Source organism: Oceanobacillus alkalisoli (assembly GCF_021556485.1).
GTDB classification, from domain to species: Bacteria; Bacillota; Bacilli; order Bacillales; family Amphibacillaceae; genus Oceanobacillus; species Oceanobacillus alkalisoli.
In genome coordinates this window covers 1-19,695 of record NZ_JAKGBW010000019.1, presented here as the reverse complement: position 1 = coordinate 19,695, position 19,695 = coordinate 1, and the positions used below count along the sequence as shown (strand labels likewise).

17 protein-coding genes and 3 pseudogenes are annotated in these 19,695 nt (G+C 39.0%); 8 read left to right on the top strand and 12 right to left on the bottom strand.

All coding sequences use genetic code 11. From position 1 onward, the window contains the following. Window positions 1-118: 118 nt before the first annotated feature. Complete coding sequence (locus tag LZD48_RS15585; RefSeq protein ID WP_235763651.1) at window positions 119-1,411, bottom strand: MFS transporter; 1,293 nt, start codon at window positions 1,409-1,411, stop codon at window positions 119-121. 30 nt (window positions 1,412-1,441) lie between these two features. Then, window positions 1,442-2,551, bottom strand: coding sequence for an MDR/zinc-dependent alcohol dehydrogenase-like family protein (locus LZD48_RS15580; RefSeq protein ID WP_235763650.1), 1,110 nt, complete (start codon window positions 2,549-2,551; stop codon window positions 1,442-1,444). A 285-nt stretch (window positions 2,552-2,836) separates the two neighbouring features. On the opposite strand from LZD48_RS15580, the gene LZD48_RS15575 reads away from it, so the two are divergent. The 3 genes from LZD48_RS15575 (at window position 2,837) to LZD48_RS15565 (ending at window position 5,060) form a co-directional block, all read left to right on the top strand. Next, window positions 2,837-3,601 (top strand): DeoR/GlpR family DNA-binding transcription regulator, encoded by a 765-nt coding sequence (locus LZD48_RS15575; protein ID WP_235763649.1) that lies wholly within the window; start codon window positions 2,837-2,839, stop codon window positions 3,599-3,601. A gap of 74 nt (window positions 3,602-3,675) precedes the next feature. Next, window positions 3,676-4,443, top strand: coding sequence for an SDR family oxidoreductase (locus LZD48_RS15570; RefSeq protein WP_235763648.1), 768 nt, complete (start codon window positions 3,676-3,678; stop codon window positions 4,441-4,443). A 254-nt stretch (window positions 4,444-4,697) separates the two neighbouring features. Further along, window positions 4,698-5,060, top strand: a complete 363-nt coding sequence (locus tag LZD48_RS15565) for a riboflavin kinase (protein WP_235763647.1) — start codon at window positions 4,698-4,700, stop codon at window positions 5,058-5,060. 316 nt (window positions 5,061-5,376) lie between these two features. Here the strand turns inward: LZD48_RS15565 and LZD48_RS15560 are convergent, their stop codons facing one another. Further along, on the bottom strand, window positions 5,377-7,608 hold the full coding sequence (locus tag LZD48_RS15560) for an MMPL family transporter (RefSeq protein WP_235763695.1): 2,232 nt from the start codon (window positions 7,606-7,608) through the stop codon (window positions 5,377-5,379). A 123-nt stretch (window positions 7,609-7,731) separates the two neighbouring features. On the opposite strand from LZD48_RS15560, the gene LZD48_RS15555 reads away from it, so the two are divergent. Beyond that, window positions 7,732-8,358, top strand: a complete 627-nt coding sequence (locus LZD48_RS15555) for a TetR/AcrR family transcriptional regulator (RefSeq protein ID WP_235763646.1) — start codon at window positions 7,732-7,734, stop codon at window positions 8,356-8,358. An 88-nt stretch (window positions 8,359-8,446) separates the two neighbouring features. Here the strand turns inward: LZD48_RS15555 and LZD48_RS15550 are convergent, their stop codons facing one another. Next, window positions 8,447-9,631, bottom strand: coding sequence for a hypothetical protein (locus tag LZD48_RS15550; protein ID WP_235763645.1), 1,185 nt, complete (start codon window positions 9,629-9,631; stop codon window positions 8,447-8,449). Between the two features lie 191 nt (window positions 9,632-9,822). Further along, window positions 9,823-10,734, bottom strand: coding sequence for a MurR/RpiR family transcriptional regulator (locus tag LZD48_RS15545; protein WP_235763644.1), 912 nt, complete (start codon window positions 10,732-10,734; stop codon window positions 9,823-9,825). A gap of 109 nt (window positions 10,735-10,843) precedes the next feature. On the opposite strand from LZD48_RS15545, the gene LZD48_RS15540 reads away from it, so the two are divergent. From LZD48_RS15540 to LZD48_RS15525, 4 genes are read left to right on the top strand one after another with little or no spacing between them, the layout of a single operon-like run. Next, entirely contained in the window at window positions 10,844-11,722 is an 879-nt protein-coding gene (locus LZD48_RS15540) for a DUF8171 family membrane protein (RefSeq protein ID WP_235763643.1), read from the top strand. Continuing rightward, a complete protein-coding gene (locus LZD48_RS15535) occupies window positions 11,710-13,428 on the top strand; it encodes an ABC transporter ATP-binding protein (RefSeq protein ID WP_235763642.1) in 1,719 nt (572 codons plus the stop codon). Before LZD48_RS15540 ends, LZD48_RS15535 begins: the two co-directional genes overlap by 13 nt. Further along, window positions 13,412-14,239, top strand: coding sequence for an energy-coupling factor transporter transmembrane component T family protein (locus LZD48_RS15530; protein WP_235763641.1), 828 nt, complete (start codon window positions 13,412-13,414; stop codon window positions 14,237-14,239). Before LZD48_RS15535 ends, LZD48_RS15530 begins: the two co-directional genes overlap by 17 nt. Before the next feature lie 28 nt (window positions 14,240-14,267). Beyond that, window positions 14,268-15,017: a PHP domain-containing protein gene (locus LZD48_RS15525; protein ID WP_235763640.1), complete on the top strand. Its 750-nt coding sequence runs from the start codon at window positions 14,268-14,270 to the stop codon at window positions 15,015-15,017. A gap of 70 nt (window positions 15,018-15,087) precedes the next feature. Here LZD48_RS15525 and LZD48_RS15520 read toward each other — a convergent pair whose 3' ends face one another. The 7 genes and pseudogenes from LZD48_RS15520 to LZD48_RS15490 all read right to left on the bottom strand — a co-directional run. Beyond that, the gene (locus tag LZD48_RS15520; protein WP_235763639.1) at window positions 15,088-16,272 is read right to left on the bottom strand and encodes an Rpn family recombination-promoting nuclease/putative transposase; all 1,185 of its coding nucleotides are present in this window, start codon (window positions 16,270-16,272) and stop codon (window positions 15,088-15,090) included. Between the two features lie 254 nt (window positions 16,273-16,526). Then, entirely contained in the window at window positions 16,527-16,781 is a 255-nt protein-coding gene (locus tag LZD48_RS15515) for a hypothetical protein (RefSeq protein WP_235763638.1), read from the bottom strand. A gap of 284 nt (window positions 16,782-17,065) precedes the next feature. Further along, window positions 17,066-17,365 (bottom strand): flagellin, encoded by a 300-nt coding sequence (locus LZD48_RS15510; RefSeq protein WP_235763637.1) that lies wholly within the window; start codon window positions 17,363-17,365, stop codon window positions 17,066-17,068. A gap of 577 nt (window positions 17,366-17,942) precedes the next feature. Further along, window positions 17,943-18,330: pseudogene (locus LZD48_RS15505) on the bottom strand (JAB domain-containing protein). Between the two features lie 448 nt (window positions 18,331-18,778). Continuing rightward, a pseudogene (locus tag LZD48_RS15500) lies at window positions 18,779-19,150 on the bottom strand (JAB domain-containing protein); the annotation flags it as partial. 10 nt (window positions 19,151-19,160) lie between these two features. Further along, a complete protein-coding gene (locus LZD48_RS15495; RefSeq protein WP_235763636.1) occupies window positions 19,161-19,502 on the bottom strand; it encodes a hypothetical protein in 342 nt (113 codons plus the stop codon). Beyond that, window positions 19,462-19,695, bottom strand: a pseudogene (locus tag LZD48_RS15490) (hypothetical protein); the annotation flags it as partial. The pseudogene LZD48_RS15490 and the gene LZD48_RS15495, both read right to left, overlap by 41 nt.

Genomic DNA, 19,695 nt, shown 5'->3' with positions numbered 1-19,695 from the left:
AGTTGAGTTGGTTCGTTCCCAACTACATATGGTGATGGGAAAGCCGACTTTGGTAATTATCAAATTCATTCACTTTTTAATTTTTAAGTTTCCCCCCACTGTTGTGGGGGTAATTCAATTATATTGTCGAATGTACTCCCGCTTTTACTTTTTCTTCTTTCCCTTCTTCGTTTGGAAGTTTCAAGAATCTTGTTAAAACAGCGGCGATGAAGTATAGACCAGCTAAAATCCATACTAATCCTTGAGGGCCAACCATATCAAAGAATAATGCTACAAGTGCAGGACCAACGAATACACATAGACCTGCTCCAAGGTTTAGAATCGACATCGCGGCACCTTTGTCTCCGTCACCAACTAATGATGGTGTTAATGCAGATAGTGGCACGAAACCAGCGATACATGCACCCCATAGCATTCCAACAATCGCTACAAGCGTTACGTTACCGGCAAATATTTGTGGTGTATAGAATAACATGAGAGTGAAGACCCCACAACCAACGGCACCGAACCATGTGACTGTATTTCTCCAACCTAACTTGTCACCCAGATAACCAAAGATTAAGTTGAATACGATATTTGAAATAAAGATAGTACCCCAAATATTTAACCAAACCGTCGTCGCGATTCCATGATCTGCTAAATATAACGGCAAGAATAATGGAAATGCGTATTGTGATGATTGGTTGATGACACGAACTACACCTGCAATCGCAACTTTTGGCTCTCTTTTTAAGATTGTAATTCCGTTTAGCAGCTCTTTAACCTTAGATGCTGCTCCACTCACTTCTTCTTTTTCCGGCATTTCAAATTTATCCCGATTAACTACAGTTGCAAAGAATGCTCCAATTAACACCCAAATAATCGCACTCCATAATGTGGTGATATGGCCAAATACTTGAATTGACCAACTAGAGTAGAATGCACCGAGTACACTTAATCCTCCTGTAAATACAAACCAGAACCAGCCTACTGCTCGCCCTAATTGATGCGGTGGTGTCCTGTACGTAATCCAGACCAGGAATGCATAAGCAAATAATGGATAGCCAAATCCTCTCATCGCATAAGTTGGAATCATTAATCCATAATTTAATGTAGTAATAGCAAGCCCAACAAACAACACATGTCCAATAATATAAGAAGCTACCCCTAACATCATCGTTTTCCTTGGTCCAATCGCCTCAACCAGTACACCTGAAAACCAAGCACCTATTGCAATCGTTATACCGTAAGCCGTTGTAAGTGTTGCCGTTTGCTGGACGGTAAGCCCTTGTTCTACAAGATACGGACTGAGCCATGCCAGTTCTAACCCATCTCCCATCATGAAGATAAGTACACCGAAATAACCCCATGCTAAGTGCGCCGGCATTCCCATTCTATCTAGCAAAGTTCCTTTTTGCCCTAAATCCGTCATCTTTGTACGCCATCCCTTCTCCCTTGAATTTTAAGGTTTTAAAATAATTTTTAATGATTTATCGCCTTTTGCCATTAGTTCAAAGCCTTCTTCAAAGTTTTCTAAGCTCAACTCATGTGTAACTACACCTTCAGTTGGGAAGTCACCGTTCGCAATACCTTCAATAACAAGCGGATAGCAATAAGGACCTAAGTGTGAACCTAAAACATCAAGCTCTTTACGGTCTCCAATAATACTCCAGTCCACCGTTACCGGCTCTGCAAATACACTAAACTCTACAAAGCGCCCGAGTTTTCTAATTGCGTGAAGTCCTTGCTCTACGGATGATGGATGACCGGTTGCTTCAATATAAACGTCACAGCCATACCCTTCCGTCATATCTTGAATTTCTTTAACAACATCAACCTCGCCTGGATTTAGTACAACATCTGCACCGAATTTCTTCGCTAATTCTAGACGGTCCTCTTTCATATCCAATACAACAAGTTTGCTAGGACCTGACTTTTTAAGTGCACCAATCATTCCCAGACCAAGTGTACCTGCACCAGACAACACAACAACATCCCCGAGTTGCACTTGTGCACGTTGTACAGCATGAAGACTACATGCATACGGTTCAATCAGAATAGCTTTTTCTAAAGGAAGATCTTCAGGAACTTTATAGTTAATCGCTTCCTTTGTAAATTTCATGTACTCCGCCATACCACCGTTCACATTGTTTTGGAAGCCATAAAGATCATGTTTCTGGCACATCCAATATTCTCCTCTATTACAGAAGCGGCAGTCCCAGCAAGGAACAATCTGTTCGGAGATTACTCGGTCACCAATTTCAAAATCAGTTACTGCATCACCTTTCGCTACAATTCTTCCTATAAATTCATGTCCCGGTACCATCGGCGCTTTAATATAAGCCGGCTGGGTTTCGTCCCCCCAAAAGCTCGGTGCACCTTCAAACGCTTTCACGTCACCTGCACAAATTCCACAAGCTTCTAACTTAACAATAATTTCTTCATCATTTTCTAAAGTCGGAGTTTCTATTTCTTCATATCGATAATCTTTTGGAGCATATGCCACGACAGCCTTCATCGTCTCTGGTACTTCTTGGTTTTGTACCTTGCTATTCTCTACTGTATTTGTCATTTTCCATTCTCCTTTGATAGATTAATATTTTTATAAAAAAGCGATTCAATCAATGAAAAATAAAAGGTAACTTTCATTCATTTAATTGGAATCGGTTACATCTCACTTTATATATTATCATTGATTTTCGTTTTGTCAATATTATTATTGAAGATTTTCGTAGTCTTTCGTTATATAAAACTAAAGCTCATTCCCGACAACAAAAGAAAGTTCGTTTCCACGTTGATTATTTCCACTTTTTCGTCTAACATAAGAGATAATATAAAGTATAAGGATGTTATAGAGATGAAAATGTTCGCAAGTGAAAGAAGAGATAAAATTTTGCAGCTCTTGCAGGATAAGGGAAGGGTAACCGTCAAAGAGCTTGCATCGAATTTAGATGTATCGGAAGCTACATTGAGAACAGATTTAACCAAAATGGAATTAGGCGGGTTTCTTCAAAGAACTCACGGTGGGGCAATTTTAAACGATAGCCCTGATAACGATCGAAGCTTCTCTGTTCGTGAAAAGAAAAACATTCAAGAAAAAATGAAAATAGCTGATAAGGCTTTTGATTTAATTGAGGATCAACAATGTATATTACTTGATGCCAGTTCGACTGCATTGGCGTTAGCTCGTAAAATAAATGAAAGTTCCATGCGTTTAACTGTTGTAACAAGTGGGATACAATCTGCTCTTGAACTAAAAGATAATCCTGCCATTACAGTTATTCTCGTTGGCGGTGTTGTTACAAATGGTTCAACTTCTATTGAAGGCAAGCTCGGTGTTAGTATCCTGGATCATGTAAATATTGATATCATGTTTACTTCTGCAAGTGGATATACCGTTGAAAATGGGCTAACCGACTTCAACTTATATGAAGTGGAATTAAAAAGGGAAATGGTAAAGCGTTCCAAAAAGATAGTTGCTATTATCGACTACTCTAAGATAGGAAAAACGTCAAGTTCTGTATTTGCTACTACAGATGAAATTGATGTACTAATATCTGAAAAGCAGATTAGCACGAGTATTGCGAAGAACCTACAAGATAACAACATTACAGTTATGTAATTGTTGTTCATTTTTCTTATCTTTTAGTAATCGCTTACTTAATGAAAAAAAAAAATGAGGAATGAGGGATTAGAATGGGTTTTCAGGGATTTGATAAGAATTTTAATATTACAGATAAAGTTGCTGTAATAACAGGCGGGGCTAGCGGCATCGGTAAAGCTATCGCAGAATTATATGTGGAAAAAGGTGCTAAAGTAGCCATTCTTGACTTGAAAGAAGGAGTAAATGAGGCAGCCAAGGAAATATGTGATCAGGATGCAATCGGTGTAACATGTGATATTACGAATGATGAAAGTATGGATCAAGCGGTTTCGAAAGTAAGAGAGATATTTGGTAAGATTGATATTCTCGTAAACTGTGCTGGCGTGGCACTACTAGACGATGCGGAAAATATTTCTGATAGTTTCTGGCAAAAAACGATTGACTTGAATTTAACAGGGTCATTCAAGATGTGTCAGAAGGTCGGTAATGTCATGATCGATCAAGGTAATGGTGGGAAGATAGTCAACTTAGCTTCCCAGGCAGCAATTATTGCTCTCGATAATCATGTTGCTTACGGGGCAAGTAAAGCGGGAATTGTAGGAATGACGAAGGTACTTGCTTTGGAATGGGCACAATTCGGCATTAATGTGAACGCAATCTCCCCTACTGTGATTTTAACTGAACTTGGTCAAAAAGCATGGGCTGGCGAAAAAGGAGAAAAGGCGAAAAAAGAAATACCACTTGGACGATTCGGTTACCCGGAAGAAGTCGCAGCAATCGCTCTATTCCTTGCAAGTGATGCAACAAACCTAATAACAGGTGAAAACATAGTTATTGACGGTGGGAATACAATCAAATAAAAAGGAGCTTTGAGGGTCAGAGTGTCAGAGTCCACAATCCCGTTTTTTCAATGGACAGATGCTCTGATCTTCAAGTCTCAACACTATCATAGCTTTCAATAATATCACCAAAGTTCTAATTTCCTCTTTCCTAAAGCAAATTACTATTCATCCTCCCACTTATGAAAGCCCTTGCATTAATGGTTAATTTTTTATATAATAAAACTAAGTGATATTCTTCACAAATAGTAAATACACAAAAAGGAGGACATAATATGAACAATCCTAATTCTAAAATTGTTTGTCTGTACCAAACACAAGGCACCATTACACGAGAAAATATTCGTTCGAAGTTTTTGGACTACCAAATAGCAGACATAAACATTCATCCTGATATCCTATTACCTACAACAGGTTACCATCCAATTTCGATAAAAATTTTGGGAGTTTGGTATGAAGCAGTTGCTTCCATTGTAACAACACCAGCAGAGGGAAACGGTAAAAAAGTGAAAGTATATATTCGTCATTTTGAAGAGCAACTCCAAGCTTGTAATGTTTTACTTTCCTGGAATCATTATGTTACTCCTTCAACAAAGCAAAAACGACAAAGTGAATCGTTGCCCACAGCTATGTGTTAAATATCTTGAACCTGTCCACTGTAACATTCTAGTACTTCGCTCCGTTTCCCTACTTCCTAGGCAAACAAGTGATAGTTTGCCTATATACACGTTACTTCACATTTTACGTATACTTAGCCAATACTTCGGCTGCCTGGCACATGAAAGAATGATATAATTGCCGCTTCATAGTAACCACTGTTCATAAATCTCGAACCTAACTTCTATCACTTCACTTTTTTCTCATTTCCAAAATGCAAAAAATAAGGATCAAAAGATCCTCATTTTTTAATGCTAGTGTTGCTTAATATCCAAACCCATCCGCATTTTTATAAAACTATTCATTTCTAGACCGTTCATTCAATGCTTCATCATCTTTCAATTTCCACAGCTTACCTGGCCAAAACGAAAATCTGCCAAGAACAGAAGTAATCGCTGGTACAAGCAGTGGTCTGACAATAAACGTATCAAGTAAAATTCCAATCGCTGTAATCGTACCGAAGTGCACGAGAACATCAAACGGCATCGTTGCGAGTACCGCAAAGGTTCCGGCAAGAATTAGTCCTGCTGAACTAATGACACCGCCTGTAACTGCAACACTTCTAGATATCGCATTTTTTAATGGCATCGTTTTTCTATAATCCCATAAGCTTGATACGAGGAAAATATTATAGTCGATTCCTAAAGCAACAAGGAACACAAACGAATATAGTGGAATAAGCCCCTGGATTGCGGACACATCAAAGATATAATGCAACACAATCCAACCAAGTCCAAGTGCGGATGCATATGAGATAATGACCGTAAATAATAAATAGGCCATTGCAACGAACGAACGCAAGAAAATTACAAGCATGACAGCAAGAATTAACAGCAACACCGGCATAATAACCGACTGATCCCGGCTCGTCGCCTGATCGGTATCATAAAGAGTTGCCGTTTCTCCACCGACCCATACTCGATCATCGGCACCTCCTAATGCACCCGCAGCGATTTCTTTAATTTCAGGTATGCTCTCCACGGCTTCCGCTGAATACGGATCGATAGAAAGCGTAATTTTCCACTTCTTAATTTCACTGTTTTCAGCACCCTCTACCATGTCAGAAACAACTTCCACATACGGATGGTCCTCTAATTCTTCTTTTAAGTATCCAATCTCTTCCCCATCCGCATCGACAATTACTTCAATTGGTGCAATCTCACCTGGTGGATAATGGTCGGAGATAATTGTGAAACCTTCTTTTGACGGCATATCATCTGGGAAGGAATCAAGCAAAGCATATGTGTATTGAATTTTTGGCACAAATGCAGCTAATCCACCGAGAACGACGAGTGTGATGAGAATGACCGTCCACGGGCGATTGGTAACAACTTCGCCAATTTTTTTACCGAATCGATTCGTTTCTCTCGGCCGTCTTAATTTCTTCCCTTTTTTCTCTTCTAACTCTTGAATCATTTCTTCCGGCCGTGGTACGAATGGAATAAAGGCAAAGCGCCCAATCAATGCCAAGATTGCTGGCAGGACACTAAGCGCCGCAATCCCCATTAGGAAAATGGATAAACTAAACGGAATCGCGAACCGGTGATAAGAAGCATAAACTCCCAGTGCAAGCGATAATAGACCAATCACAGTCGATGATGAACTCATCATAATCGCTCCGCCGACACCGCTCATCGCATTTTTTAATGCTGTATATTTATCTCTTTCATAGCGTAATTCATCACGATAGCGTGAAATCAGGAATAAACAATAATCCGTCCCCGCTCCAAATAAAAGAACCGTCATAATGGAAATCGCTTGGGCATCGACTTCAATCCAGCCCTTACTCGCTAAAAATCCGAGCAATGGACTAATAACACCATAAGCAATCCCTACCGCCACAAGGGGTACAAGCGCAAGAATCGGTGAACGATATAAAATAATAAGAAGAGCAAATACAATAACTACCGTCCCGAGCAGTAGCGTGAAGTCTGCATTACTGAATAAGGAAACTGTGTCGGTTTGAATTCCTACAGGACCAGAAAAACGTACGTGAAGACCTGATTCATCCAGCTCTTTTTGTGTGATTCTCTCACTCGCGGAATCTTCAATCAGAAGGCGTAAATCTTCTAATATCGTGTTATATTCGTCTGTCGTCGTCCCTTTCTCGAAAAAGACCGGCGTAGTTAGTGCCTCTCCGTCTTCCGAAGCACTTCCAAGTAATGCTTCAACAGGAACCTCCGAAAATGGCGGAATCATTTTCTGTTTTGCTAACGGTTCAGCGTCCAATTCCTTATAAAGACCCTGAATCATTTTCATATCTTCCATTTCAAGGCCACCATCACGGTACCAAACAAGCAATAATGGTGTACCCGAGTCATCAGCAAATTCTTGTTCCACGATTTCCATTGCTTGAACGGACATCATATCATCGGGCAGCAGCTGCTGATCTGTCGTTTCCTCATCATTTACTTGCGGCCAAATCAATGAAAATACACCAATAAGTAAAATCCAAATAAATAAAGTGAGCCAACGCGTCTTTGAACCAGCAACGAGGCCACTCCAGCTTTTAAGGAAATTCTTCACGATTTCAAATCCCTTCACTCAAAAAGTAAAATCCTTTTTAATTATATATACTGGATCGTTAATTAATCAAGTTGTAGCTATTATGTTATACTATTATCACGAAAATAAGCTGGAGTTGGATGAATAATGGAAAAGAAACAACACCGTTCAATAGGACGGCCGCGTAAAGAACAAGGTGCGGCCTCAACAAAAGATATCATTTTACATACGGCAACAACGTTATTTTTGGAAAATGGATTTCCTTCCGTTTCCATGGACGATGTAGCGGAAAGCTGTAATGTTACAAAAGCGACCGTTTACTATTATTTTAAAACGAAAACAGACTTGTTCACCGCTGCAATGGTGCAATTAATGAACGTTATCAAAGAGAAATCGACCACTATTTTAGCAACGGATGAACCGTTTAAAATGAAATTATTTCATTTTGCGAAAGGTCATCTGCAAGCAACAATTAATATCGATATTAATGTATTTATGAGAGAAGCAAAGCTTGCCTTATCAAAGGAGCAGCTTGAGCAGATGGAATGGGCGGAAAAAGCACTATATAAAGAACTTGAAACAGCCCTTTCACATGCCATGGAGCAAGGAGAAATCCCTGAAACGAATACACGGCTCGCAACTTTGATCTTTGTCAATTTATTAACCGTAAGAAATTCGATGGATGAGGATTTTAAACGTTCTATTTCTTCCGTAGATGATTTAGCAAAGGAAATTGTAGATTTTTACTGGAGTGGGATTTCTGGTGGCGCATAAGCGTTCAGAATGATTTTCCGACCGGATGAAACTTATAATAGAGCTCAAGGGCACAAACACTTGAGCTCTATTACTTGCATTTTTAAAATTACTTACGCAAAATTTGTATCGTCGTCTGATCTGTCGTCTTCTCTGGATCATCTTCTCGCGGCACTTCTTCTTCATAATAATAAGCAATTGTGTTGCCATCTCCGCTCACACGGACGCCTTTCAGATCAAATTCCTCATCAAGTTCAATCGTATAGTACAGCGATGTTTCACCGGTTTCGATATCATAAACCTGCAATTCATTTTCCGCCACTAACAGAATTCTACCATCTGTAATGGAAATAGCGTTGTCTGCATTACCAATCTCTGTTTGTTCAAGAGTATCCCGATCTGTGATGTAGAATCTATTATTCACTTCCGATTCATCACCGATATACTTTTGTGTAATAACATACTGACTATCCACGGTAGGTGTAATCACGTATTCCATGTCTTCCTCAAGGGACACTGCATCGACTTCTTCTGTTTCTGTATTATAATGTACAATACCTTCCGAGTAACCGACATAAATTGACTTCGTATCACGGGTTAAACCAAGATGTCCACTGCGGATATTATCAATCTCGGGGATGAGCGCATACGTGCCTTCTGAAATATTATGCTCCTCTACTTCATCGGTTTCGTAATTCCATAGATGGAAAATAATTTCGCCGTCTGTATAATTTTTCTGAGAAAGTATCGTTTTTTGTTCGTCACTTACCCGTTGAGGATTGACCACGATAAATTCCTCGATTTCCTCCGGTTTTAAATACTTCTCTGATTCACTAGTTAGCGGATTATATACGTAAACCGTTTGCGGACTGCCTGCTTGATCGTGGTCGACTACACTACCATATATGTTCCCTTCTGCATTTACATACGAATGCTGGTTAAATTTCTCCATATCCAGCTCCTCGACCTCACCGTCAGCCCAGACTTTCATCCGGTTCGCGTCCCCAATCATCCCAGAGTCAATTTCTGCCCATTGAACTACCTCACCGTCATCGCTTAAGTGAAGCAGACCTGCAAGAAGATCTCCATCGACAATGATGGAATCAACTTCTGAAAACTCCCCTGAATTAGATGCGCTTTCGTCCGTCGAATCATTTGTTTCAGATGTATTTTCTTCTGATTCGTTCGTAGCCGTGTCATCTTTTTCTGTACCTGCTTCTGAATCATCTGCGCTGCAGGCGACAGTGATTAATAGAAACATGGAAGCTGCGAATAATAGTAATAATTTTTTCATGAATGCTTTCCTCCCTGATATACAATTTTCTAGTAAAAAAGATGTTGTGTGTTTTATTACGGATAGATTTTAGAAAAGTTTCTATAGAACAGGGATTTTGTGGAAATTGATTATTTACAATCAGACCTTATTTCACTCCATAAACGGAACGATGGGTACAAATTCTTATGGAATCTTAATCTCTCTACAAATCAGCTCGGCACAATATCTCCATACTCCCTTCGCAATTTACTTAGCTTCTGCAAGTTCTCCATCGATTTTTCCTCCAATCGCTGGCCTACAAGCATAACGAGCATTTCGACAACAGTTGTAGCGGCTACCATCGAATGAAATTCCCATGTATCACCCCGATAAGCATAAAGTACGTAATCAGCGAGACGATTCATTTCGCCTACCAGCTGGTCTGTAAACAGAATCGTTTTAATACCGAGTCGGTTTGCATAATCGAGAATTGCTTTCGATTCCGGCAGTAATTTTACATACTGGAAAATAATGATGACATCCTTCTCGTCAAAGTGAATCATCGACTCAAAAATATCTGCTCCACTCCTTGCTGTTCGCTCAACAAGGATGCCAAATCGCTTCAACCGATGGGAGAGCAGCGTACCAAGACCCTCAGAAGATGACGGCGCATGAATGATTACGCGTTTTGCATGAATCACTTCTGTTACAGCCTGCAACAGATCTTTCCGATTCAGATGGGTATGTGTTTGAAAAAGATATTCATAGTTTTGTTCAATCATCCGGTCAAGTGTATCACCACCGCCAATATCGAGAATCGAATTTCGTAGCTTATTCTCTGGTGTTGTTTCAATCCGCTTTTTCACATATTCCTTAAATTGTTTAAAGTTTTCAAAGCCAGCTAATGGGAAAAAGCGTGATATTGTAGCTGTACTCACGCCAGCTTCTTCAGCAAGTTCATCAATCGACAGATACGCAACTTTTATCCCTCTTTTTTCAATGACTTCCATTACTTGCTGCTGTTTCGTTGGCAACTGTGTTTTATCAACGTTTAAAAATAAAGCCATATCCGTCACCAGCCTTTCTCCATTTTCTTCTATTATAATCCGATTCATCGATGGACTGTGTAAATTTATTTTCATATTGGAAATAACCTTACTTTATTTCACCTCCTTTTAACCAAGTCATCATACTCATTTAATGATGGAAAGTTATGATGAAGATAGTAAAAATTTAAAGGAGGAAACAATCGTGTCAAACAAATTACCGAATAGGGATGCGTATACCGAGTCGCAGAAAATGATGATTTTCATCCTGGCAATGTCACTATATGGGCTTGCAAGTTTATTTACAGAATTATTGCCAGAGTTCCAATTAGGTCCAATTGATATATCCATCTCGTATCTAGCTTTTATCCCACTCATACTCGTTATTTTATTCCATCCATTATACGCAGCAATTGGGGCATCCGTTGGCGATATAATTTTCGGGAAATTATTGCTTGGGGACTTTAGCGGAATTGGGGAAGTAGAAGGATTTATAGAGTTTTCTTTAGCGATGTATGTTGCAGGTTTACTTGTAAGAGATCCAACGAACAAAAGGCAGATTGGCGCTGCCGCGATTATTGGTGTAGGTATAGACCAAATGCTGAGCTCAATAGTCGATATCGGAAAAGTATGGCTCGGAGTAGAAGAATTAGAAGCTGTTGCTGGTCTGCCTGAAAGTATTCTTGCAATTGAAGCATTTAGCTTTGTGAATGAAATGGTTATCTCTGGAGTATTGTTTGGTTTAATTCCAACACTTTATCTCCTGCCAAAACTTTATGGTAAAATCGAGCCCCTCATGGGCATGAAGCCACGGAATCCAAATATCAAAGCTTCGATGACTGAATATATTTCCGTCCGCTTTCTAATTGTAGCAATCTTCTTAGCTTTTGTCGGACTGGTTGCTGAATACATGGCCGAAATGGATATCAATTTCGCAGTCTGGGAACCTGATTTCTTAGACCAATTCGGGGATGGATTTATATGGCTTCCAATTTCTGCCGCGGCGATTATCGTCATCTTAATTATTACGATTACTGTAAAAATGGGAAGAAAGAAGGTTGAAAAGGATAAATGGTCAGCTTAAATCAATCAATTATTGAAATTAAAGATGTTCACTATCAATATCCAGGAGCGCCGGATCCAGTATTAAACGGAGCAAGCCTGACTATCAACAAAGGCGATTTTCTCGCCATTATTGGTGGAAATGGCAGTGGAAAGTCAACGATATGTAAAACGATAAACGGTTTAATTCCTCATTATTTTTCTGGTGATTACGAGGGAGAGGTGATTGTAAACGGGTTATCTGTTAAAGAGCAGCCTGTCTCGATTCTTAGTCATCATGTCGGTTATGTTTATCAGGATTTTCAAAATCAATTAATGAAGTTAACCGTTCTAGAAGACGTTGGATTTGCACCACTCAATTTCGGCTATCCCGATTATGAAGACAAAGCGATGTGGGCATTAGAACTGCTCGGCATCGAACACTTGAAGGACAAAACGGTCTGGGAACTTAGCGGCGGGCAGCAACATTTAACCGCACTTGCAGGCGCTTTGGCTTTAAATCCTGAAGTGTTAATCATAGATGAACCAGTTGCACAGCTTGACCCCCAACATGCAACCTTAATCTATGATAAATTGAAGTATTTAAATGAAGAGCTTGGAAAAACAATTATTGTCATTGAGCATCATACAGAATTCATTGCGAATTATTGTAAACATGTTGCTCTTATTGAAAAAGGAAAAGTAAAATGGCATACCAATGTGAAGCAGGGGTTGTTAAATATAACCGAGCTTGAAGAAGTGCATATCTACCCGCCTCAAGTAACACAGGCAGCCTTGCAAATCGCTCATTTTTCCGATGCAGACGAATTGCCAATTACAGTAGAGGAAGCGAAGGATTATTTCAATGGCTACTACTTTCATCCAGGAACGAACAGCCATCAAGCGAATTTACATGCAAGCCATTCAGCCATTTTATCAATAAAAGATGTCCAATACGAAGTTAAAACACTACAAAAGGAAAGACGAACGGTTTTGGATATTGATGCGCTGACTTTCTTTGAGGGGGAAAGAGTTGCAATTGTCGGGAACAATGGTGCTGGTAAAACAACATTAATGAAAAGTCTAGCCGGCATTATTAAGCCACGTATAGGTGAAATCATTGTTGATAACATAGATGTAAAGCGGGCACCTGTTGAAAAGCTTTCGAGTCACATTTCCTACATTTATCAAAATCCTGAGGAAATGTTTATTCAAGATACCATTTACAATGATGTAACCTATTTCGGCAGTGTGCGCAATTTGGAACAGAACGAACGTTATGAACAGATTGCCGATCAATTAGATATGCGTGACCTCTTTCCAAAAGACGGCAGACTGCTCAGTGGTGGACAACAAAGAAGATCGTCTGTAGCAATTGGCTTAGCGATGATGCCAACCGTCATGATGCTCGATGAACCTACTGCAAGCTTAGATGTCGGGAATCGGAAACAACTAATTCGTATTCTTCACTCCATTCGCGACAGAGTAAAGACAGTATTAATTGCCACACACGATATGCAGCTCGTATCCGAATGGGCAACGAGAGTTATCGTAATGGAACATGGCATTGTCGTATTTGACGGGACACCCCGAGCACTCTTTGAACGGGTTGAGATTTGGAAAAGCGCTGGGCTAAAGCTGCCGCAAATTACGGAATTAAGTCTGGGACTAAACATACACCCAGCACTATCGGTAGAAGAATTTGTCGCAAGGGTAAAGGAGGTGCAATTAAATGGAGCTAACGGATAAAATCAAAAATGTTCTTAATGTCCAAACGATTAAACTCGAATTAATCAAAACCGCCTTCGGGAAACCTGATGTATATTTGGCAAATATCGACCCTAGAGTACTAATGTTTTGGTATTTAACAGTCAGCATCTTACCATGGTTTACGTTTAATAATACCATTCTGCTTTTCATTATCGCTTATACAGCTGTCTTAGCTGTCGTTTCCAGGGTAAGCCCGTTAATCCTGACATTACTTGGGATTGGTATTGTCACGGAGCTCTTTACAATTGTCATTGTATCATTGGTTTTTGGCGGAGGAACATTCGAAGCGATTCTACCATTGCTCACATTTTCAATGAAACTTTTCATTATGTCGATTGCAAGTGTCTCGGTCTTTGCCAGCATGAGTCCAGAACGCTTAAGTGATGGGCTGCTCTCTTTAAAAGTACCGGCTCAATTTAGTTTCGCCGTTTCCTATGGTTACAGAATGCTGCCTATTTTATTGGATGAGTATCACCAAATTTTCCAATCCTTTCGTTTACGGGGAAAAACGCCGGAAAATCATGGCTTCCTCAAATGGCGTATTGTTTACTATTACATATTAGTGGTGATTAAATCATTCTACCCATTAATGCTAAATATCGCTAAACGAACAAGACTTACAGTAGAAGCATTAGAAGTACGCGGCTTCTCTTATTCATTGCACAATCCAGAGGCAAAAAGAGTAAAATTATCTTATTTAAAAGTCAGAACTAAAGACTATCTATTCATCCTTACGCAACTTGGAATTTTACTAATCATTTGGTGGTTTGGAAATACATTTCCTTCTTAAAGGATTTCCAGCCGAAAGGAGACATTTCATGCTGATCGATTTTCATACACACGCAAACTTAGCAAAAAAAATAACATCTTCCCTTGAGGATATTACAACGAAAATACAGGAGGCAAAAGCGAGTGGACTTACTGCCCTTGCCATTACGGAGCATTTTAACTCAAAAAACATCATCCAATTATACGAAACACTATATAATGCATTTCCTTATACAGAAAACTATTACCACATCAATGGCTTGAAGGTATTTTGCGGATTGGAAGTTGACGTGAAAGAAACCGGACATTTTCTTGTCATCGGGGATCGAGACGATATATTGACGATTGCCCGCTATTTATTGCCTTATCAGGATCAAGAAAACTTTATTGCAGTTAATGACTTAATTGCATTGCTTGCCAACTTTAATGTGCTTAAAATCGGTGGTCATCCTTTACGCGAATCAACTCCATGGACACAGCATCCTATTACCGTCCTTTCACAATTCGATGCCTTTGATTTAAATGGGAAAGATTTATATACGTACGGCAGTGACATGGAAGAACGCGTCCGTTCATTCGCTATGCAATATCATGTCCCTGTTGTAGGTGGCAGTGATACCCATCACCACATGCAATACGGGGCGATCTATAATGCTTTTCCTGAATGCAGTACAATTGACGAACTTAGAACCGCTATCCAGCAAGGGAATTATGAAGTGAAAATATCTCCTTGTCTGAATGTCAAAGTGAAGGCTGCGACTGAAATAAAGAAAATGATTAAAGAAAGAATTACCGTGTAAAAACCCAGCAGAATAATCCTCCTTCCCTTTGGATGATTATTCTGCTTTCTTAAAAACATCATACGTAGGATTATCTTAATTCCATTATCTGCTCCGCTGGAAGACCTGTGACATTTCGGATAAACTCGATATCCATATCCGCTTCTAAAAGACGTTTAGCAGTATTCAATTTTTCTTCAAATTGCCCTTCTTCTCTTCCTTTTTCTCTCCCCTCTATTCTTCCTTCTCTTTTACCTTCTTTTTTACCTTCTTTTCTACCTTCTTTTCTACCTTCTTCTCTCCCTTCTGCCCTGCCTTCCTTTCTTCCTTCCTCTCTTCCTTCCTCCAACCCTCTCTCTACCGCTTTTTTCTCTGCTTCCCGAAGCCTTAACTCAGCTTCACGCTGAGCAGCCTCTTCATCAAAGATACGTTTTAATCGTGACTCATAAGCAAAATATTCTTCTGGACTCATGCTAAGCTCTTCCCAACTTCCAAAAGCTTTCTTTAATGATTCATCTTTCATTGCTATTTCCTCCAGTTCATGAAAAATATCCTCATAGATTTGTTCATTACGTCGATCAATCATGCCGAGCATTAACAACCAGCGAGCTAAAACATCATTCCACGGGTCTAACTTTCCTTCCTTCCAAGCCTTGATTAGTTTTGTCATCTCGATAAAATGAAACTCCATCACATCTGTTAATTTAAATTTCTCTTCATCTTCATACAGGTGGTAGGTTGTATGAAATTTCTCGGTATCGTTAAATAAATTGAAATTTAAGATATTTATGGAGATAACAGTTTGTAGTTCTTTATAACTCATTGACTTGCGCAACGGGCTGCGGTACACCCCCGCCCAATAATAGATCGAACGTTTTACCATATCATACTTGTTCGTAAACTGTATCTCGACATGAATCTGTTCTTTATCTTCTGTTGTAACGAGCAAATCAAGTCTTGACTGTTTATCATCAACAAATTCCCCACCCGCTTCGATGTTTAAAAATGTGATGTCCTTGATTGGATTACGACCTGTTTTTTGTAAAATTGCATTCAAGAATACAATCATGATTTCCTTATTCTTTTCATTTCCAAAAAGCTGTTTGAAGGCAAAATCAACCTTTAAATCCATGAGACGGTCAATTGGGAGTTGTTTTAGTAATGTTGTTTTCGATCGTTTCCTCGCTTGTTTTTCGTAGTTGCTCGATTCTTCCATAATAATCGACGTGGCTGCATACAGGGGAGTATTTTCGTTCTGTAATGCTGTTAAATGCATTTTAACACATCCTTTGAGTTTTTTGTGGGACTGGACGTGATGTTTGTTTGATTATATTATAACGCATTCACATGAACAGAACAAGTGTTTCTATTTTAAATAAATAAAAAATCCGGCTGCCATAGTCTCAATCATTACGACAGCCGGAATTAACCAATTTGTTCATTTCATCGTGATCAATAAACTACATCCCCTTCATCGCTTCAATCAGTTCTCCCGCTTGCTCCCATAAAAGAATGTGCTCCAGAACATAATCATTCGCTTCCATCCTGAACATTTGCCACTATGTTCGTGTCGTATGATCGAATTGTTTTTTCACCCGTTAAAAAAATCGCATAGGGGTTCTCGTTCACCGCATGTTTCAATATTGTTTTTGCCGTGAATCCATCTCGGAAATAATGCAACAGCACTTCATTAAAAGCAAAATTAGTAGATGCATCATTCTTGTATTGCCTAAGCAATCTCTTAGCTAAATTATAAATTTCCACTTCGAGATATAATCGCAACAAATGATATCTGATTCCCTCATTCAATTTGGAAAATTTCACGCTGAATAATATACTCAATCGCCCCAGCATAGGAACCTAACTTTGTAAAGTTAGGCTGTTCGATTTCTGTATACCCTCAACTGGAACAAGCCAAAGTATTCCATAATCGGCATAATATACTTTAAAACTTCTTTTTGTACTCACATTTCAGTCCAATATACTCAATCTTAAGCCAGAGGAGTAGGCATCTCTTGCCCAACTATAGGATTAACCAGACGTGGAACCTATCCTTCTGTTCTCCCTCTTTAGCCCTTCAACAACTCCAATATGTTCTGTGGATTATTATAAACATGGGCAAGCGCATGTTGGTTTGCTTGCAGTAGTATGCCAGCTTTAGCCATATCCATTATTTCTTTTGCCATATCAGCATCTCCGATCTGCGATTCATTTTGCACCATATTTTCGGCTGTTTGCCGGACATTATTAAGCGTATGGTTTAGTCTGTTCGTATAGGATCCAATCCGGGAACGTTCACTATTTACTATCCCTAGCGCTTCATCAAGTCTCTCCAAAGCCTTTTCCGCACGAGCTGAATCATCAATCATGATTGTATTTATCCGTAACAGTTTTGCAGAAGTTCTTACCTTATCTACTGTGACATTATTTCCGCTATTTGCTCCTATCTGGAATGTCCTGCCAGCTTAGTGATAGATCGATACCTTTGTCAGCCATCCTCTAATGCGGCCCAATGTAGCTTCATAATAATGGTGTTAGTATTTTCCCCTGAAAAGTACCATGTTTCTATGTCGGTATTGACTTTTGTAAAACAAGATAATACCATCATTAGTAATAACGTGATTATCTTTAATCACGTACATTTCGTAAGCAATTGCTTTTCCATTTTTCAACCATATTTCATACAATAGTTTTCCTAAACTTTCTTCGATTACGATTCCGGCAAGCCATTCTATATCGTTTTGTTCCACGCACAAATAGGATTGTAAGAGTAACGAATTTGGTAATCGCTCAGATGTTCAATAGGTATAAAACGAATCATCTATGTCCTTATGAGCAAAACTATGTGCTTTGTAACTTACACCTTCTATTGGGACATTAGTCTGAAATGGCCTCTGCATTCTGTCGATAAACCATCTTTCATCTACTGCCCAATTGCTTCTATTATCAGATGTAGCCTTTTTCTTTGAGTGAAACAAAGCTATCATCTCCCATCACAAGGTAGTCTAGTAATTCAATTCCCATCGTATTTCCAGCTTCCTTCAATCTACGTGTAACATGGATATCCTCTTGACTTGGCTCACTGTCCTGATGGATGCGGGTGGGCTACAACGATGCTAGCAGCATTTGAAAGCATTGCTAATTTCATTATTTCCCGTGGATGAAGAATACTAGCGTTCAGTGAACCGATGTGTGCTGTGGAAATCACTGTTGGTTCGTTCTTCGTATTTAACCCAGCTACCACAAACCATTCACGATCCACACCTTCTAAATATTCCTTGAACAATTGATACGCATCTTCAGGACTGGTAATTTGTCGATTCTTGTACAACATACTCTTTTCCTTTACCATTTTCAGACTAACAATGTCTACTCTTTTTGCAGGCTTGCTATTTTCTTCTTCCTCTTTCACATACAACTATTCAAGCTGTTCTCCATTCACTTCATACTTCTTCATTTTCTTTTCCTCCCCAAATTAAAATAAGCACTAATTCCAGCAATAGGAATTAGTGCTATAATATTGATTCAGGTTTATAATATATATTTAGTAATTAGTAAACACCTTGTGGTTGTTGGTTGGCTTGCTTCGCCGCTATGTCTTTCGATCATAGAATAGACTATATTTTCACCCCTACCATGGTACCATGCATAAGGGGCTGGGCACTTCGAATGATGAACGTTTCATCACCCTACGAATCTCATTGTCATAGCTTCTGCCTTAGACAGTTAGAAACTCCATCTTGAAATACTTAGAGTTCTATCTTTAATAATACTCTATATAATGGCTGCCCCGAAGGATGATTATGCCTGATTAAAATAGAAGCAGCATTAGATAGAATAGCTGGTTTCATCACTTCCCTTGGATGAACGTGGCTTGCATTTAAACTGCCAATATGACAGATGTTAATGGCTGTCGGTTGATTTTTCGTATCTAAGCAAATGACAATAAAATACTCCCGATCAACTTCACCAAGGAATTGCTTCAACAAATCATAACCATCTTCTGGACTACTGACAGAACGATTCTTGTATAACATGCTCGATTCCTTCACTAATCTTAGACTAACAATGTCCACACGCTTTGCAGGTGTTCGTTTCCCTTCCATCTCCTTGACTAGCAACAATTCGAGTTGTTCTACATTTGTTTGATTCATTATCCTTCTCTTAATTAAATCCGATTGTTCTAATATCCTCAGTTTGTCCATTAATTTCTTCATTTGGAAACCTCATGATAGATCCAATAAATTCCCACCTTATTAACACATTACTAGTTACTCTTTCTTCTGTTTGTAAGTTTTGTGGAATTGCATTTCCTAATTCATCCCTTACTGAAATTCTAATATAATCAGGATTTTCTAACCAAATACCAAAATTGTCTATATCTACTAATTTTGCTAACAACCAATCATTTGGGTGATAAATGCCAGTGACATGACCAACTAATTCTTCTGGGAAGTTAATAAACCTAATCTGTATATTTTGATTTATTGCATCTTGAAGCGCCAAAATATCCCTCCATTATTCTTACTTTTCTACTACAAAAAGAGGCTGGGACATAACTAGCCAAAAATAATAAAAAAAGAATCCAAGTCATTAAAATGCGGCTTGGATTCTTTTTTGATAGAAATTTATCATCGTTATTTATTTTTTTGGAGTTTTTGGCGGTGAACTTCCTCAAGTTCACCGCCATTAATGCAAA

Coding starts and splice junctions, on each gene's coding strand:
- LZD48_RS15585 (WP_235763651.1), bottom strand. CDS start 1,411: ATGACGGATTTAGGGCAAAAAGGAACTTTGCTAGATAGAATGGGAATG.
- LZD48_RS15580 (WP_235763650.1), bottom strand. CDS start 2,551: ATGACAAATACAGTAGAGAATAGCAAGGTACAAAACCAAGAAGTACCA.
- LZD48_RS15575 (WP_235763649.1), top strand. CDS start 2,837: ATGAAAATGTTCGCAAGTGAAAGAAGAGATAAAATTTTGCAGCTCTTG.
- LZD48_RS15570 (WP_235763648.1), top strand. CDS start 3,676: ATGGGTTTTCAGGGATTTGATAAGAATTTTAATATTACAGATAAAGTT.
- LZD48_RS15565 (WP_235763647.1), top strand. CDS start 4,698: ATGAACAATCCTAATTCTAAAATTGTTTGTCTGTACCAAACACAAGGC.
- LZD48_RS15555 (WP_235763646.1), top strand. CDS start 7,732: ATGGAAAAGAAACAACACCGTTCAATAGGACGGCCGCGTAAAGAACAA.
- LZD48_RS15550 (WP_235763645.1), bottom strand. CDS start 9,631: ATGAAAAAATTATTACTATTATTCGCAGCTTCCATGTTTCTATTAATC.
- LZD48_RS15545 (WP_235763644.1), bottom strand. CDS start 10,734: ATGAAAATAAATTTACACAGTCCATCGATGAATCGGATTATAATAGAA.
- LZD48_RS15535 (WP_235763642.1), top strand. CDS start 11,710: ATGGTCAGCTTAAATCAATCAATTATTGAAATTAAAGATGTTCACTAT.
- LZD48_RS15530 (WP_235763641.1), top strand. CDS start 13,412: ATGGAGCTAACGGATAAAATCAAAAATGTTCTTAATGTCCAAACGATT.
- LZD48_RS15525 (WP_235763640.1), top strand. CDS start 14,268: ATGCTGATCGATTTTCATACACACGCAAACTTAGCAAAAAAAATAACA.
- LZD48_RS15520 (WP_235763639.1), bottom strand. CDS start 16,272: ATGCATTTAACAGCATTACAGAACGAAAATACTCCCCTGTATGCAGCC.
- LZD48_RS15510 (WP_235763637.1), bottom strand. CDS start 17,365: ATGATTGATGATTCAGCTCGTGCGGAAAAGGCTTTGGAGAGACTTGAT.